We start from the raw sequence: 14,155 nt of genomic DNA, 5'->3' as shown, positions 1-14,155 counted from the left end.
CTGCTCGGCACCGGGGCGGTGGCGGAACTGCCGGCGCTGGGCCTCGCGCCCGGACTGGCCCTGCTCCAGATCGCGGTGACCGCGCTGACCTACGTGCTGTATTTCCGGCTCCAGGTCGTCGCCGGGCCGGTCTATCTCAGCCAGATCGGTTACGTGGCGACCTCCGTCGGGCTGGGCACCGGGACGCTGCTGTTCGGCGAGCGCTATTCCCCCTGGGTGTGGGGCGGGGCGGCGGTGATCGTCCTGGGCGTGCTTCTGGTCAGTTTTGGCCGGCGATTCGCGCGATAAGCTGTGGCATCGCCGCCGCGCACCGTGGTACCAAGGCCGGTCCGCGACGTCCGCGTCCTATCCTATTCGGTCCGTGATCCTTCCGGCATGCAAACCTTCCTGGAATTCGAAAAGCCGATCGCCGAGCTTGAAGGCAAGATCGAGGAACTGCGCCACCTGACCAACGCCGGCGACATCAACATCGCCGACGAAGTGACGAAGCTGCAGACCAAGGTCGACAAGCTCCTCCGGCAGACCTACGCGAAGCTCACCCCGGCGCAGAAGGTGCAGGTGGCCCGCCACCCCAACCGTCCGCACTGTCTGGACTATGTGAAGGGGCTGATCGACGACTTCACGCCGCTGGCCGGCGACCGCGGCTTCGCCGAAGACCGTGCGGTCATCGGCGGGCTGGGCCGCTTCCGCGGCCGTTCGGTCGTGGTGATCGGGCAGGAGAAGGGCCACGACACGGAAACGCGCGTGCGCCACAACTTCGGCATGGCCAAGCCCGAGGGCTACCGCAAGGCCCAGCGCCTGATGGACCTCGCCGACCGGTTCAATCTGCCGGTCGTCTCGCTGGTCGACACCGCCGGCGCCTTCCCCGGCGTCCAGGCGGAGGAGCGCGGCCAGGCCGAGGCCATCGCCAAGAGCATCGAGCGCTGCCTGCGCCTGACCGTGCCCATGGTGGCCGCGGTGATCGGCGAGGGCGGGTCCGGCGGCGCCATCGCCATCGCGACCGCCGACCGGGTGCTGATGCTGGAGCACGCCATCTACTCCGTCATTTCGCCGGAGGGCTGCGCGTCGATCCTGTGGCGCAATCCCGACATGGCCGGCGAGGCCGCCGTCGCGCTGCGCCTGATCAGCCACGACCTCAAGGAACTCGGCGTCATCGACCGGGTGGTGAGCGAGCCGATCGGCGGCGCCCACCGCGACCCGGCGGAGACCGTCAAGGCGCTGGGCGACGCCATCGAGGAGTCGCTGGGCGATCTCGACGGGCTGGACGGCGCGGCGATCCGCGCCCAGCGCCGCCAGAAGTTCCTCGACATGGGCCAGAAGGGCCTGGGGTAAGACGCCATGGCCGCCGCGCCGGAGACCCGTCCCTCCAAGACCCGTCTTCTGCGTCTGGCGGCCACCGTCAACCTCGCCGCGGTGGTCGTGGCGCTGCTGGCCCTGTGGCTGCTGCCGCCGCTGTTCGCACCGCCGCCCGGCATCGCCGATCCGGGCACGCGCATGGCCTTCTGGGGGCGGCTCGCCCTCTGGCCGGCGCTGCTGCTGTTCCTGACGGTGGGCGGGGTGCTGGTCGCCCGCGCCCGCTCCGTCGCCCTGAATCCCATCGACGACGCCGAGTCGCGCTTCTACCGGGTCAGCCAGCGCGTGTTGACCAACACGGTGGAGCAGACGCTGATCTTCCTGCCCGCCCTGGCTGCGCTGGTCGCGCAGATGCCGCTGCCCGACCTGGGCTTCGCCCGGCTGGCAACCGCGCTGTTCGTGCTGGGCCGCCTGCTGTTCTGGGCGGGCTATCTGATCCACCCCTATGTGCGGGCGCCGGGCATGGCGGTCACGCTGACCGTCAACCTCGTCGTGCTCGGCTGGGCGCTGGTACTCGCCGTCGTTTAAGGCGTGGAACGGCCACAACCCGTCTCCCCAGCGCCTCCGGCTTGTGTCATAGATTTCGCCGTATGCCGTCCGATTGCCGGTGAAACCGATGACGCTCCTTGTCCGCTGCCCTTCGCTGCTTCAGATCGTCCTGTCCGCGATCCTTCTGCTGACCGCGTTGCTGGAACTGTTCGACACCATGCTGGAGGACCTGATCGGCGTGGAGATCACCACCGCGCACGGCCTGCTCGTCTTCGCGCTTGGGAAAATTCTCAAGGAATGGATCGAGGTCCGCAGGCAGTTCTCCGAAACGCGGGAGAAGCTGGGTGAGGCGCGGGTGACGGAAGCGGCGCCTTCCAGGCTCGGCTGACCCCGGAACGGTCCCTACAGCCAGCGCCGCCGCTTGAAGTAGATCATCGGCAGCGCTGCCGACAGGATCATCAGCATCACCGCCAGCGGATAGCCGAAGGTCCAGTTCTTCTCCGGCATGGTCACGAAGTTCATGCCGTAGACGCTGGCGACGAGTGTCGGGGGGAACAGGGCGACCGTCAGGATCGAGACGATCTTCACGATCTCGTTCTGCTCGACGTTGATGCGGCCCAGCGTGGTGTCCAGCAGCAGGCTGACCTTTCCCGACAGGAACTGCGCGTATTCGCCGAGCCCCGTCACGTCCTGCAGGGCGGCGCGCGCCCAGCGCCGGGTCCGCTTGGCCGGAGTCCAGCCCTCGCCGCGGGCCAGGAAGGTCAGCAGGCGGTTGAGCGTGGACAGGCTGACATGCGCCTTGCCGATCAGGTGCCCGGTGTGACCGATGCGCTTCAGCGTGCGGGTGTCGTCCCGCCGCTCGCCTTTGACCGGCAGGGCGCGCCCGCGGAAGGCGCGGCTGCCCATGGTGTCCAGTTCCAGTCCGACGCGGCGCAGGACTGCGGCGGTGCGCTCCACCACCCCGTCGAGCAGGGCGGCAAGGACCGCCTCGGCCGTCAATTCCGCACCGCCGCTGCGGGTGACACGGCGGCGGAAGGCCAGGAAGGGCTGCGGATCGACGGCGTGGATGGTGGCGAGCCGCCCGCCGGCCAGGACGAAGCTGACCGGGACGATGCGCGGCTGGTCGGTGTCGGCCCAGACCAGGACGAGCGCGGTCATATGGATGGCGCCGGGGGTGACGCGCAGGCGGCTCGATTCCTCGATCTCCGCCATCTGCTCCCGAGTCGGCAGCTTGATGCCCATCAGCGCCTCGGCGCGGGCCAGCTCCTCCGGAGTCGGGTTCTGCAGGTCGAGCCAGACGGCTTCGGTGGGCAAGGGGGTGCGGACGCCCTCGGCCTCGCGGGCCCAGCGCAGCCGGTCACCGTCGCAGGCGAAGACGTGGAGCATGGCGGTGGCCCGCCTTAGAGGAGACGGCCGAAGCGGCGCGGCTTGCGCGGCTGGGGCGGCCCGGCGGGGCTGTCGGTTTGCCCGGCGGCATCCCCTTCCGGAAGGTCGACGGGCGCGCCGTCCTGGCGCAGCGCGGCCTCCAGCTTGCGCCGGAAGGCCCCGCCGTCGTCCTTGGAGTCGAGGAAATGCCCGACGGCTTCCTTTGCCGAGTCGCGGTCGTAGGGGACCTTGCCGAAGACCGACAGCTTGGCGCGTTCCAGCAGCTTCGGGTCCATCCGCTCGCGGATGGCCTTCATCTGGCGGAGCAGGTCCTTGCGCACGTCGGACATGGCGGGTCCCCCTCGCTTATGCGGTCACTCGCGGCCGATCAGCGTGCCGGCCCCGCCCTCGGTGAAGATCTCCAGCAGCAGGGCGTGCGGCACCCGGCCGTCCAGGATGACGGCGGCGTCCACGCCCTGCTCGACGGCGTCGATGCAGGTTTCGATCTTCGGGATCATGCCGCCGGTCGCGGTGCCGTCGGCGATGGCGGCGCGCGCCTGATCCAGCGACATGCGCGGCACCAGCTCCTTGTTCTTGTCCAGAACGCCGGCGACGTCGGTCAGCAGGAAGAAGCGGGTGGCGCCCAGCGCCGAGGCGACGGCGCCCGCCGCGGTGTCGGCGTTGATGTTGTAGGTGTCGCCGTTGCGGTCGAAGCCGATCGGGGCGATGACCGGGATGATGTCCGACTGGGCCAGCGACGTGAGGATCTGCGGGTTAACCTGATAGGGCTCGCCGACGAAGCCGAGGTCCAGCACCTTCTCGATGTTGCTGTCCGGGTCGCGCTGGGTGCGGCGCAGCTTGCGCGCGGTGATCAGGCTGCCGTCCTTGCCCGACAGGCCGACGGCGCGGCCGCCCGCGTTGTTGATGGCGGCGACGATCTGCTTGTTGATGGAGCCGGCCAGCACCATCTCGACCACCTCGACCGTCTCCTTGTCGGTGACGCGCAGGCCGTCGATGAAGCTGGACTTGATGGCCAGCCGCTGCAGCATCTGGCCGATCTGCGGGCCGCCGCCGTGCACGACCACGGGGTTGATGCCGACCTGCTTCAGCAGGACGATGTCGCGGGCGAACTTCTCCGCCAGGCTGTCGTCACCCATGGCGTGGCCGCCGTACTTGATGACGAAGGTGCGCCCGGCGTAGCGGCGCATGTAGGGCAGGGCTTCGGACAGGGTGCGGGCCTTGGCGAGCCACTCGTCGCGGGTCGTGTTCTGCACGGGATGGAGCCGTTCGTCGGGGTGGGCCAGTCGGGTGAGAGTCGGTCGACTCTTTAACGGAAAGCGCGGGGGGTGCCTAGGGGGCTTTTTCAGGCGGGCGCCGCGTTCGGGAACCCTTGCCGCGCCCGGCGGTTCGCCAAAGCAGGACGAACCGCTCAAGGACCCGGTCATGAACGACCGCATCATGCCGACCCCGCGCAACCCCTTCACCGAGGCCCACAAGGCCGAGATGGAGGAGACCGCCCGGCGGGCCGAAGAGATCTACGGCTCGCCCGACGCCCAAGAGGTGACGGAGGCCAACAAGGCGCTGAAGGAGCAGGCCCGCGGGGGCGGAAAGGCCAAGTCGGGCGGGCTGGATTCCGAGGGGCCGGGCGCCGATCCGGTTGTGACTGGGAACGTGCGCAAGCCCGGCTGAGGGAGCCCGGCTGACGGGTCAGGCTGTGCCGGCGTGGCCCGCCCGGCGGCCGGCGATCCGTCCGGCCAGCAGCGTCATCGGCTGGGTCAGCGCGGTGACCACCACCGCCATCAGCACCATGGCCGAGAAGCAGGCCTCCGACAGCACCCCGGCCTCCAGCAGGATGGTCAGGACGATGACCTCCATCAGCCCCTTGCAGGACATCAGCGTGCCGAGCCGCCAGGAATCGGCGGCGCTCTCGCCCGACAGCCGGGCGGGCAGGGCGGTGCCCAGGACTTTGCCGAGGATGGTCGCCACCGTCGCCAGCGCGAAGACCCACCATTGCGCCGAGGCGGCGAGGTCGAGATTGACCTTCAGACCGGTCAGGGTGAAGAAGAAGGGCAGCAGGATCAGCGTGGCGAAATGCTCCAGCCGGTCCAGGATGGCCGCCGCCAGCCGCCGCGGCATGACCGTGCCGGCGACGAAGGCGCCCAGAATGTAATGCAGCCCGATCAGCTCCGTCACCGCGGCGGAGCCCAGCAGGGCGGCGCAGGTGACCACCACCACCCTGTCGCCCACCGCGCCGTCCGGGGCGATGCGGTTCATCAGCCGGGTCAGCAGGGGGCGGGCGAACAGCGCCGTCGCGGCGAGATAGGCGAAGCCCAGCACGGCGATCTGCGCCACCCCGGCGAAGCCTCCGCTTCCCCCCGCCGCCAGCGCCAGCACGGCGGTGATGAGAATCCACAGAAGCGCGTCGTTGACCGCCGCGTAGCCCAGCGCCAGTTGCCCGACCCGCTCCCCGATCAGCCCCATCTCGCGCAGGATGGCCCCCAGCACCGGCAGGGCGGTCACCCCGACGCAGATGCCGAACCCCGCGGCGAACAGCAGCGGGTCGGCCTTCGGCCCGGCCATTTCGGGAAAGGCGCCGACGATCCACCCGCCGAGCGCCCCGCCGAGCAGCGTCGGCACGAGCATGCTCGACAGGCTGACGCCGACGAAGGCGCGCCCGCGGCCCTTGAACCCCTCCAGATCGAGATGCAGCCCGGTCAGGAAGGCGAAGAAGACCACGGCGAGCAGAGCCAGCCCGGAAAGCGGCGCCAGCGCCTCCGCGGCGAACAGCGGTTGCCAGAGCTCCGGGGCGGCCTGCCCGAGAACCGACGGGCCGAGCGCGATCCCGAACAGGATCTGGATGACCACCATCGGGACCACATGCTTCAGGCCGGACAGCCGCCACAGCAGGAACGGGCCGGCGATCAGCAGGATGGCCTGGATGAGGAACAGCAGGGCCGGCGTCGGTTCGACGGCCATCGGGTCATCCCAGACTGGCGAGCTGGGCGAGGCTGGCCCGCAGCTCTGCGATGCCCTGGCCCTTCTCGGCGCTGGTGGCGTGGATCTCCGGGAAGGCGGCGGGGTGTTTCTTGATGGCCGCCACGGTGCGCTTGCTCACCTCGGCCAGCTCCTGCGACCGCACCTTGTCCGACTTGGTCAGGACGACGACGTAGGGAACCGCCGCCTGATCGAGCATCGTCATGATCTCCTCGTCGTTGGGCTTCAGCCCGTGGCGCGAATCGACCAGAACCAGGGCCCGGCGCAGCGTGACGCGGCCGCGCAGGAAGCGGCGGACCATGTCGTTCCAGATTTCGATCTTCTCCTTCGATTCCTTGGCGTAGCCGTAGCCGGGCATGTCGACCAGCTTCAGCCGGTTGCCGAGGTTGAAGAAGTTGAGCTGCTGGGTGCGGCCCGGCGTGTTGGAGGTGCGGGCCAGCGTCTTGCGCCCGGTCAGCGCGTTGACGAGGCTGGACTTGCCGACGTTGGACCGACCGGCGAAGGCGACCTCCGGCAGGTCGGCCTCCGGCAATTGCTCCGCCGTCTGGGCGCCCCAGATGAAATCGCATTCCTTGGCGAACAGAAGCCGCCCCGCTTCCAGGGCCTCCTCGTCGAAACCGGAGATCGGGGAGCTGCTGGAAGAGGTCATGGACGGCGCTTTCGAAAGACACGGGGTGCGGATGATCGTGACCGGCCCAAAACATAACCGCCGGCAAACGCCCGTCAAGGGAGGCGCTTGCCGGCGGTCAGTGCCCTGAAGTCAGGGAAGCCGGGAGTCAGGTGGAACGGACCCTCAGGTCACCTTCACACCGTCCTGCCGCATGATGATCCACTGCTGGGCGATGGACAGGGTGTTGTTCCAGGCCCAGTAGATCACCAGACCAGCCGGGAAGCTGGCGAGCATGAAGGTGAAGATGATCGGCAGGAACTGGAACACCTTCTGCTGCACCGGATCGGGCGGTGCCGGGTTCAGCTTCTGCTGGAAGTACATGGTGATGCCCATGATGATCGGCCACAGGCCCAGCATCAGGATGTGCGGCGGCTGCCACGGGATCAGACCGAACAGGTTGAAGATGGTGGTCGGATCGGGCGCGGACAGGTCGTGGATCCAGCCGAAGAACGGCGCGTGCCGCATTTCGATGGTCACGAACAGCACCTTGTACAGCGCGAAGAAGACCGGGATCTGGATCAGGATCGGCAGGCAGCCCGACACCGGCGAGACCTTCTCGCGCTTGTAGAGCGCCATCATCTCCTGGTTCAGGCGGACCTTGTCGTCGCCGAAGCGGTCGCGCAGCTCCATCATCTTGGGCTGCAGCTTCTTCATCTTGGCCATCGCGTGATACGACTTGTTGGCCAGCGGGAAGAAGGCCGCCTTGACGATCACGGTGAAGACCAGGATGGCGATGCCGAAGTTGCCGAACAGGCGGCCCAGCAGGTCCAGCCCGTAGAAGAACGGCTTGGTCAGGAAGTAGAACCAGCCGAAGTCGATCGCCAGGTCGAAGTTGGCGATGCCCAGCTTGTCCGAATAGTCGTCCAGCAGGCGGACCTGCTTGGCGCCGGCGAACAGGCGGTCGGTCAGCTCGATGGTGGCGCCGGGGGCGACCTCCACGGCCTTGCCGAGCGTGTCGACCTGATAGCGGTCGGCGGCGCCGGGGGCGGAGTGGACGAAGCGGGCGGTGATCGGGGCCTTCTGGTCGGGGACCAGCGAGACCAGCCAGTACTTGTCGGTGATGCCGATCCAGCCGCCGGTCGACTGGGCGGAGATGGTGCCGGCCTTGCGCAGGTCGTCGTACTTGTGCTCGTTCAGCTTGCCGTCGAAGACGCCGAGCGGGCCCTCATGCAGGATGTAGTAGCCGTCGGTGTGCGGCGTGCCGGCGCGGCTGACGAGGCTGTAGGGCAGCAGGCTGACCGGGGCGGAGCCGGTGTTGCGCACCTTCTGGGTGACCGTGAACATGAAGTTCTGGTCGACCGCGATGGTCCGCTCGAACACCAGGCCCTTGCCGTTGTCCCAGGTCAGGGTCAGCGGCTGGTCCGGCGTCAGCGCGGTGCCGGCAGCGGTCCAGCGGGTGTCGGCGCCGGGAACCGGCTGCGACTTGTCCTCCGGAACCCAGCCGAACTCGGCGTAGTAGGCCTCGGGCGTGCCGGCGGGGGCCAGCAGGACGATTTCCGGGCTCTTGGGATCGGGGGTGACGCGGTAGTCGGCCAGCGTCAGGTCGTCGATGCGGCCCCCAACCAGATTGACCGATCCGTGCAGCGACGGCGTGTTGATCTTGACGCGCGTTCCGGCGGCCATCTGCTCGGCGAGCAGGCCGGCGCGGTCGCGGACCGTGGCGGGAGCCGCCGTGCCGGGCACCGAACCGGGAGCGGCGCCCGGAGCGGGCGCGGCGCCGGGGGCGACCGACTGCTCCGTCTGGGCGGCCTGCTGCGCAGCCTGCTGCTGCTTCACCCGGGGTCCATCGTAGAAATACTGGAATCCCAGGAGGATGGCGATCGACAGAGCGATCGCGAGGATGAGGTTGCGTTGATCGGTCATGGCATCCCGGTTGCCGTGGGCCTTCTGTTAAGAAGGGGGCCGAACGCCGGTTTTCAGGCCGGCATGCGAATTGCTGCATCGATGCGCCGCGTCGTCCGGCCCGTGCGAACAGCGGGTGGACCGCCCCGGCTCGGGCACGGGATCATATCCCCACCCGCCCCAGGGATGGCAGCGCAGAAGCCTCCGGACGGTCAGCCAACTGCCCCGGATCGCTCCGTGCTTAGATAGCGCATCCAGCGCATAGTTTGAACAGGTCGGCTGAAATCGGCAGTGCCACCCGATGAAGGGCGACAGGGTCCACTGATAGCCGACCACGAGCGCGCGCAGAAAATAGGCGAGCGGGCTCACGCGCCGGCCTCCCCGCCGCCGGAACCGTTGCCGGTCCCGCCGTTGGGTTTGACGGCGTTTGGCCCGCCATTCACCTCGCTCTTGGACGCATCGCTCTTAGAGACGTCGCGCCACAGACCAAGGCGTTTCAGCGCCGCGATCAGATCGCCCAACAGCTCCGTCCACGGCCGTTCGGCCGTCGCGGCGCGGGCCACCAGCACGAAATCGTGACCGGGGGCCGCGTGGGCGATCAGAATTTGGCGGGCCGCTTCGCGAAGGCGGCGGCGTGCGCGATTGCGCACGACCGCGTTCCCCACTTTGCGGCTCGCCGTCAGGCCAAGACGAATCGGCGGCTCGCCAGGGGCGGGCCGCTGCCGTTCGTCGTGTCGGCGCACCTGCAGGATAAGGCCGGGAGCCACATGCTTGCGCCGTGTACCGGCCACGGCCAGAAACTCCGGCCGCCGCTTCAGGCGCCCGACCCTGGGGTCCGGCGCCGCCATGCGTATCAGGCGCTCAGGACACTGCGGCCCTTGGCGCGACGGCGGGCAATCACCTTGCGGCCACCGACGGTCGCCATGCGGGCGCGGAAGCCATGCCGGCGCTTGCGCACGATTTTGCTGGGCTGGAACGTGCGTTTCACGGCACCATACTCCTCGATCTCAGGGCAAAAAATGAGCCCCGCTGTATAGAGGTACCGACCCCCGGAGTCAATCACGCGCTGCCACCCAAGCGTGGGAAATATTCTCCGTTCGGATGGGCAAAGGCAAGAAGGGTGGCGCAAAGGAGGGTGAAAAGGGGTAGGGCCCTGCCTCCCTTGCCGTGCGGCGTGTTTACCCCCTGACATTCGCGAAAGGTCCGGGGGAAGTCGGCATGCTGCACCGGCGGCAATTCATCGTGTCCAAAAACACCCACGCGCTCCGTCCGGATTGGGTGAGCCGTGACATCGGCGGGCTCGTCCTGTCCCATTGTCCCGACCTGCCGGTCCGGCGCGTGCTGGGCGCCGACAAGACGGTCTGGCATCTGCTGGGGCTCCCCGTGCAGACCGACCCGGCGCGCCCCGACCCGGAGGAGGCGCTGGCCGCGTCGCGCGCCGGAGACATCGCGGAGCTGTGCCGGTCCTGGACGGGACGCTGGCTGCTGCTCAACAACCGCGCGGTCCATCTCGATACCGGCGGGACGCTCGGCTGCTTCTACGGGATGGTGGACGGCGCCCTGACCCTCACCTCCAGCGCGGGGGTGATGGCGGAGCTGCTGGGCGAGGAGGCGAGCTTCCGCCGCCCGCTGGCGCACGAGGCCGGGCTGGACTGGTACCCGCTGCCCGGCTCCGGGCTGGCCGGGGTGCGCCGGCTGCTGCCGACCCAGGTGCTCGACCCTGCCCGTCCGATGGACGATCCGGGCTTCCTGACCTTCCGCCGGCCCTTCCCGGCGGTTCCACCGGGATTTTCCGATTCGCTGGCCTATGAGCGGATGGAGTCCATCCTGGTCACCGCCATCCGCAACCTGCACCGGACGCTGTCGGGGCCGGAGGGCGGCAACCGCCCGCTGATGCTCCAGCTCACCGCCGGCTACGACACGCGGCTGCTGCTGGCCGCCGCGCAGAAGGCCGGGGTGCCCTTCGCGACCTTCACCTTCGACCATCGCGACCTGACGCCGGGCGACCGCAAGTTGCCGCCGAAGCTGGCCCGGCTGGCCGGGGTGGAGCATCACCTGATCCCCTGTCCGCCGCTGGACGCCCAGCGCGCGCGCGACTACGCCGCCCACACCGGCGGGCACACCGCGGCGATGGACGGGGAGTTCTACGCCAACGGCGCCTGGGACGGCGTGCCGGAGGGCGCGGTGGTCCTGCACGGCGGCGTTTTCGAGGTGGCGCGCTGCTTCTACTGGGGGCAGATTCCGCCGGGCCTTGCCGCCGACGGCGAGGACACCGCCGCCCGGATGTTCGACGCCTTCCGCGGCAAGCTCTACAACCCGCCGTCCCATTGCGAGGCGCTGCGCGAGTGGCTGGCCTGGGTGGCGCGGACGCCGGACGTCCTGCCGGGCGGGACGATGGACCTGCGCGACCGCTTCTACCTGGAGCAGCGGGTGGCCGGCTGGCTGTCGGCCATCGACCAGGGGGTGGACCTGACCGGGCGGCAGCTCTTCCAGGTCGGCAATTGCGCGGACTTCCTGGCGATCGCCCTGGCCATGCCGGTGGATGTCCGCCGCTCCAGCCAGCACCAGGCGGAGCTGATCCGCCGCATGGCCCCCGACCTGCTGAGCGAGCCGATCAACCCGCCGCAGCCGGCCGTGCTGCGCCAGCTGCGCAAGCTGCCGCGCCGCCTGAACAAGCTGCGCACGGCGATCGGGCACCATCTGGCGCGGACGTCGGCGTAGGGTGCGGCTTCAGGGGTGGTGGCTTCAGGGGGAGGTGCGGCTGATGGGCGCTTGCCCCCTCCCTGACCCTCCCCCGCTTTGCAGGGGAGGAGAATTGGGGGCCGCCGTCTTTGACAGGTGCAGCCAGCGGCGGTAGGCGTCCTCGCTCACGGGCGCGCGGTGCTTCAGGCCGATGCGGAGGATCTCCGGCACGGCCAGCAGAACCTTCAGGTCGGTCAGCCGCGGGCCGTGGCGCAGGTTCTTCCAGCTGTTGCCGATCCAGCTCCGCGCGAAGCGCCAGGGCAGCAGGCCGGCGGGGCAGCGGGCGATCTCGCGGATCAGGTCGTTGCGGTGGTTGTAGAAGCGCTCCAGCCCCGGCTTGCGGCCCTTCTCGCTCTTGTCGTGATAGACCATGACATTGGGCAGGGCGACCACCCGGTGGCCGGCGCCGATCAGCCGCAGGCAGCGGTCCTTCTCCTCTCCCTGGCGGTACAGTTCCGGCATGTAGAGCCCAGCGGCGGCGACCGCGCTGCGGCGCAGCAGGTGGCCGCAGCCGACGTACCAGGGCGCGTCGAAGGGATCGGCCTGCCGCGGGAAATAGACCAGCCCGTCGCGCGTCTCGATGTTGCAGGCCACCGCCGCCACGTCGACGTGCGTCTCCATGTAGGCCACCGCGCGGGCGAGGCCGTCCGGCTCGGCGAACCAGGAATCGTCGTCCACCGACAGCACGTAATCGCCCGCCGTGTTCACGAAGCCGAAATTGCGGGCGTAGATCAGCCCGGCGTTGTGCGGCAGCCGGACGTAGCGGACGGTGGGGAACTCCCCCCGCACCATGGCGTCGGTGCCGTCCGTGGACCCGTCGTCCACCACCAGGATCTCCGCGACGGGGTGCGTCTGGGCGAGCAGGCGGGACAGCGCGGTGCGAAGCTCCGGCGCGCGGTTGAAGGTGGCGATGACGGCGCTGACGGTGGGCATCAGGCGACCTCGCTGGAGGAGGACGAGGCGGCGCGCGGCCGCTCGGGCAGGGGCAACCGGACCGGTGGGCGTTTCAACTCCTCCGGATACTCGTCGCGCAGGCCGGACAGGTAGCTGTCCAGGAAGACCCGCAGGCCCCGGAAGTCCCGGTTCGCCAGATAATATGCGGTGTATTTGGCGATCATGCGCGGGATCACCCCGGCCTTCTCGTAGTTGGCGTGGATGTAGCCCATGTTGCGGAAGAAATGCGGCGCCCGGTCGGCCCGCATCGTCTCCACCGTGCCCAGCCGGCCGCCCAGCACCTTGTGTTCCGTCCGCGACATGCCGGGATGGATGTGCAGCGCCTTCACCGCCGTGCCGACCTTCAGCCCGGCGCGGCGCGCGCGCAGGGTGAACTCGTATTCGTCGCCCCAGATGAACATCTCGCGCTTCACGTTGCCGATCCGCTCGAACACCGCCCGCCCGATCAGCGTGCCGTTGAACAGGGCGATGGTGCCCGGCGTCAGCCCGTCCACCGCGCGGGCCATCAGGCTGTCCGGGTCGCGGGTGCCCTGCATGGGGAAGGCCAGGGTGGTGCGGTCCTCCGCCGCCAGCACCAGCGGGCCGACCATGGACAGTCCGTGGTGCTTGGCCTGGGCCAGCAGCTCGGCCAGCGCGCCGGGCTGCGGGATGCCGTCGTCGTCGGTGCTCCAGATCCAGCGGGCGCCGAGGCCGAGCGCCGTCTCGAAGGCGGTGTGGTAGGCGCCGGCGGAGCCGCAGTTGGCCTGCCGCACCACGACCAGCACTTCGCCCCGCTCCTCCGCCTGCGCGGCCAGCCACTCGGGCGTGCCGTCGCTGGAGCCGCTGTCCACCACCACCAGCCGCTCCGGCCGCGGATGCTGCCCGAGGATCGCCGCGACGCAGGTGGCGAGAAGCGGCAGGCGGTTGTGGGTGACGACGATCGCCACGACGCCGTGGGCCACGTCCGCCAGGACGCTGTTTGCGATGTCCGCCGGGACGCTGTTTGCCGAAAATTGGTCCTGAGCCATGGCTGGGCGGTTCCTCCTGGTCCTGTCCATCAGTCTGTTTGGGTGCGGGTGGGAGTGCAGTCGCCCTTGCCCGACCGGCAGGGCAGGATGGCGACGTCCGGCGAGGGGTCGGTGGCGCCGGACAGCACGCCCAGCCGCCCCAGCTTGCGGGCGACCGTCCGCGCCGCGTAGAGCTGCCCCTCCAGTCCCCAGCGGCTGCCGTTGGGCGCGTAGAGGTCGCGCACCCCGCCGGCGGCCAGCGCCGTCAGGCCGGCGGCCAGCGGCACCGCCTGGAGCGTCGGATCGGCGGCCATGACCTCGTCCACCGCGGACCGCCGGGGTGGCGGATCGAGCAGGAAGTCGGCGTACACCGTCCCCTTGTCCGGCGCGATGAGCAGCAGGAAGCGCGTCACCCCGTTGGCCTCCACCGCGTCCTGGATCGCGTGCAGCCCGGCGCGGCGCTCCTCCAGCAGGCGGTGGTCGGTTCGCCAGGGCTGGAAATCCTCGGTGCGGAAGAGGGTGGTCGTCGCGGCGGCGGAGCTGAACAGGCCCGCATAGGCCAGGGACCGCTCCTCCACCGGGCCGCTGGTGACGTTCAGCAGAGCGCGCGGCAGCGCCTTGACCAGCAGGTCGAGCGCGTGGCCGACGGGCGGCGGGTTCCAGGCCTGCGCGCGGGCACGCTCCAGGGGCCGCGGCTGGCGGTTTAGGGGCTGGCGGTTGAGGGGCTCGACGGCGAGGGGGCGCAGCGTCGTCACCCCCG

At 69.7% G+C, this 14,155-nt stretch carries 17 protein-coding genes and 1 pseudogene; 6 read left to right on the top strand and 12 right to left on the bottom strand.

The window, feature by feature from the left end; all coding sequences use genetic code 11:
* The 4 genes and pseudogenes from GBZ26_RS18345 to GBZ26_RS18330 form a co-directional block, all read left to right on the top strand.
* Positions 1 to 288, top strand: a pseudogene (locus GBZ26_RS18345) (hypothetical protein); the annotation flags it as partial.
* Between the two features lie 87 nt (positions 289 to 375).
* Positions 376 to 1,332 carry an acetyl-CoA carboxylase carboxyltransferase subunit alpha gene (locus GBZ26_RS18340; RefSeq protein ID WP_035674125.1) on the top strand — a complete coding sequence of 319 codons (957 nt, stop codon included), beginning with the start codon at positions 376 to 378 and terminating at the stop codon, positions 1,330 to 1,332.
* A 6-nt stretch (positions 1,333 to 1,338) separates the two neighbouring features.
* Positions 1,339 to 1,881, top strand: coding sequence for an MAPEG family protein (locus GBZ26_RS18335; protein WP_174440068.1), 543 nt, complete (start codon positions 1,339 to 1,341; stop codon positions 1,879 to 1,881).
* A gap of 88 nt (positions 1,882 to 1,969) precedes the next feature.
* Positions 1,970 to 2,230, top strand: coding sequence for a hypothetical protein (locus GBZ26_RS18330; protein ID WP_174440067.1), 261 nt, complete (start codon positions 1,970 to 1,972; stop codon positions 2,228 to 2,230).
* A 14-nt stretch (positions 2,231 to 2,244) separates the two neighbouring features.
* On the opposite strand, the gene GBZ26_RS18325 is transcribed toward GBZ26_RS18330, so the two are convergent.
* From GBZ26_RS18325 to argB, 3 genes are read right to left on the bottom strand one after another with little or no spacing between them, the layout of a single operon-like run.
* On the bottom strand, positions 2,245 to 3,228 hold the full coding sequence (locus GBZ26_RS18325; protein ID WP_174440066.1) for a magnesium transporter CorA family protein: 984 nt from the start codon (positions 3,226 to 3,228) through the stop codon (positions 2,245 to 2,247).
* A gap of 14 nt (positions 3,229 to 3,242) precedes the next feature.
* Positions 3,243 to 3,557 carry a hypothetical protein gene (locus tag GBZ26_RS18320; RefSeq protein WP_174440065.1) on the bottom strand — a complete coding sequence of 105 codons (315 nt, stop codon included), beginning with the start codon at positions 3,555 to 3,557 and terminating at the stop codon, positions 3,243 to 3,245.
* Positions 3,558 to 3,581: 24 nt separating this feature from the next.
* Positions 3,582 to 4,481 carry an acetylglutamate kinase gene (gene argB / locus GBZ26_RS18315; protein WP_035674113.1) on the bottom strand — a complete coding sequence of 300 codons (900 nt, stop codon included), beginning with the start codon at positions 4,479 to 4,481 and terminating at the stop codon, positions 3,582 to 3,584.
* 169 nt (positions 4,482 to 4,650) lie between these two features.
* Between argB and GBZ26_RS18310 the strand changes: the two genes are divergently transcribed.
* Complete coding sequence (locus GBZ26_RS18310) at positions 4,651 to 4,896, top strand: hypothetical protein (protein WP_174440064.1); 246 nt, start codon at positions 4,651 to 4,653, stop codon at positions 4,894 to 4,896.
* Positions 4,897 to 4,914: 18 nt separating this feature from the next.
* Here the strand turns inward: GBZ26_RS18310 and GBZ26_RS18305 are convergent, their stop codons facing one another.
* The 6 genes from GBZ26_RS18305 to rpmH all read right to left on the bottom strand — a co-directional run bounded on the left by GBZ26_RS18305 (position 4,915) and on the right by rpmH (position 9,701).
* Complete coding sequence (locus GBZ26_RS18305; RefSeq protein ID WP_174440063.1) at positions 4,915 to 6,183, bottom strand: cation:proton antiporter; 1,269 nt, start codon at positions 6,181 to 6,183, stop codon at positions 4,915 to 4,917.
* A 4-nt stretch (positions 6,184 to 6,187) separates the two neighbouring features.
* Positions 6,188 to 6,850 (bottom strand): ribosome biogenesis GTP-binding protein YihA/YsxC, encoded by a 663-nt coding sequence (gene yihA, locus GBZ26_RS18300; protein WP_035674103.1) that lies wholly within the window; start codon positions 6,848 to 6,850, stop codon positions 6,188 to 6,190.
* 144 nt (positions 6,851 to 6,994) lie between these two features.
* On the bottom strand, positions 6,995 to 8,734 hold the full coding sequence (gene yidC, locus GBZ26_RS18295) for a membrane protein insertase YidC (protein ID WP_174440062.1): 1,740 nt from the start codon (positions 8,732 to 8,734) through the stop codon (positions 6,995 to 6,997).
* 27 nt (positions 8,735 to 8,761) lie between these two features.
* Positions 8,762 to 9,082 (bottom strand): membrane protein insertion efficiency factor YidD, encoded by a 321-nt coding sequence (gene yidD, locus GBZ26_RS18290; protein WP_079285227.1) that lies wholly within the window; start codon positions 9,080 to 9,082, stop codon positions 8,762 to 8,764.
* Positions 9,079 to 9,561, bottom strand: coding sequence for a ribonuclease P protein component (gene rnpA / locus GBZ26_RS18285; RefSeq protein ID WP_174440061.1), 483 nt, complete (start codon positions 9,559 to 9,561; stop codon positions 9,079 to 9,081). The genes yidD and rnpA overlap by 4 nt, the downstream gene beginning before the upstream one ends.
* A 5-nt stretch (positions 9,562 to 9,566) precedes the next feature.
* Positions 9,567 to 9,701 carry a 50S ribosomal protein L34 gene (gene rpmH / locus GBZ26_RS18280; RefSeq protein ID WP_014239280.1) on the bottom strand — a complete coding sequence of 45 codons (135 nt, stop codon included), beginning with the start codon at positions 9,699 to 9,701 and terminating at the stop codon, positions 9,567 to 9,569.
* 230 nt (positions 9,702 to 9,931) lie between these two features.
* On the opposite strand from rpmH, the gene GBZ26_RS18275 reads away from it, so the two are divergent.
* Positions 9,932 to 11,434 carry an asparagine synthetase B family protein gene (locus GBZ26_RS18275; RefSeq protein ID WP_174440060.1) on the top strand — a complete coding sequence of 501 codons (1,503 nt, stop codon included), beginning with the start codon at positions 9,932 to 9,934 and terminating at the stop codon, positions 11,432 to 11,434.
* Between the two features lie 24 nt (positions 11,435 to 11,458).
* Here the strand turns inward: GBZ26_RS18275 and GBZ26_RS18270 are convergent, their stop codons facing one another.
* The 3 genes from GBZ26_RS18270 to GBZ26_RS18260 all read right to left on the bottom strand — a co-directional run.
* Complete coding sequence (locus GBZ26_RS18270) at positions 11,459 to 12,388, bottom strand: glycosyltransferase family 2 protein (protein ID WP_246653535.1); 930 nt, start codon at positions 12,386 to 12,388, stop codon at positions 11,459 to 11,461.
* On the bottom strand, positions 12,388 to 13,416 hold the full coding sequence (locus GBZ26_RS18265; RefSeq protein ID WP_174440059.1) for a glycosyltransferase: 1,029 nt from the start codon (positions 13,414 to 13,416) through the stop codon (positions 12,388 to 12,390). Before GBZ26_RS18265 ends, GBZ26_RS18270 begins: the two co-directional genes overlap by 1 nt.
* Before the next feature lie 29 nt (positions 13,417 to 13,445).
* Positions 13,446 to 14,155 (bottom strand): alginate O-acetyltransferase AlgX-related protein (locus tag GBZ26_RS18260; protein WP_174440058.1); only part of this gene is annotated, 710 nt, incomplete at its 5' end.

It is taken from the genome of Azospirillum formosense, assembly GCF_013340925.1.
GTDB classification, from domain to species: Bacteria; Pseudomonadota; Alphaproteobacteria; order Azospirillales; family Azospirillaceae; genus Azospirillum; species Azospirillum formosense.
Note: the sequence above shows the minus strand (reverse complement) of the source record. Positions and strands in the feature narration are given on the sequence as shown.

Excerpts from the sequence above, each read along its gene's own strand:
- GBZ26_RS18340 (WP_035674125.1), top strand. The coding sequence starts at position 376 with ATGCAAACCTTCCTGGAATTCGAAAAGCCGATCGCCGAGCTTGAAGGC.
- GBZ26_RS18335 (WP_174440068.1), top strand. The coding sequence starts at position 1,339 with ATGGCCGCCGCGCCGGAGACCCGTCCCTCCAAGACCCGTCTTCTGCGT.
- GBZ26_RS18330 (WP_174440067.1), top strand. The coding sequence starts at position 1,970 with ATGACGCTCCTTGTCCGCTGCCCTTCGCTGCTTCAGATCGTCCTGTCC.
- GBZ26_RS18325 (WP_174440066.1), bottom strand. The coding sequence starts at position 3,228 with ATGCTCCACGTCTTCGCCTGCGACGGTGACCGGCTGCGCTGGGCCCGC.
- GBZ26_RS18320 (WP_174440065.1), bottom strand. The coding sequence starts at position 3,557 with ATGTCCGACGTGCGCAAGGACCTGCTCCGCCAGATGAAGGCCATCCGC.
- GBZ26_RS18310 (WP_174440064.1), top strand. The coding sequence starts at position 4,651 with ATGAACGACCGCATCATGCCGACCCCGCGCAACCCCTTCACCGAGGCC.
- GBZ26_RS18305 (WP_174440063.1), bottom strand. The coding sequence starts at position 6,183 with ATGGCCGTCGAACCGACGCCGGCCCTGCTGTTCCTCATCCAGGCCATC.
- yihA (WP_035674103.1), bottom strand. The coding sequence starts at position 6,850 with ATGACCTCTTCCAGCAGCTCCCCGATCTCCGGTTTCGACGAGGAGGCC.
- yidC (WP_174440062.1), bottom strand. The coding sequence starts at position 8,734 with ATGACCGATCAACGCAACCTCATCCTCGCGATCGCTCTGTCGATCGCC.
- rnpA (WP_174440061.1), bottom strand. The coding sequence starts at position 9,561 with ATGGCGGCGCCGGACCCCAGGGTCGGGCGCCTGAAGCGGCGGCCGGAG.
- GBZ26_RS18275 (WP_174440060.1), top strand. The coding sequence starts at position 9,932 with ATGCTGCACCGGCGGCAATTCATCGTGTCCAAAAACACCCACGCGCTC.
- GBZ26_RS18270 (WP_246653535.1), bottom strand. The coding sequence starts at position 12,388 with ATGCCCACCGTCAGCGCCGTCATCGCCACCTTCAACCGCGCGCCGGAG.
- GBZ26_RS18265 (WP_174440059.1), bottom strand. The coding sequence starts at position 13,416 with ATGGCTCAGGACCAATTTTCGGCAAACAGCGTCCCGGCGGACATCGCA.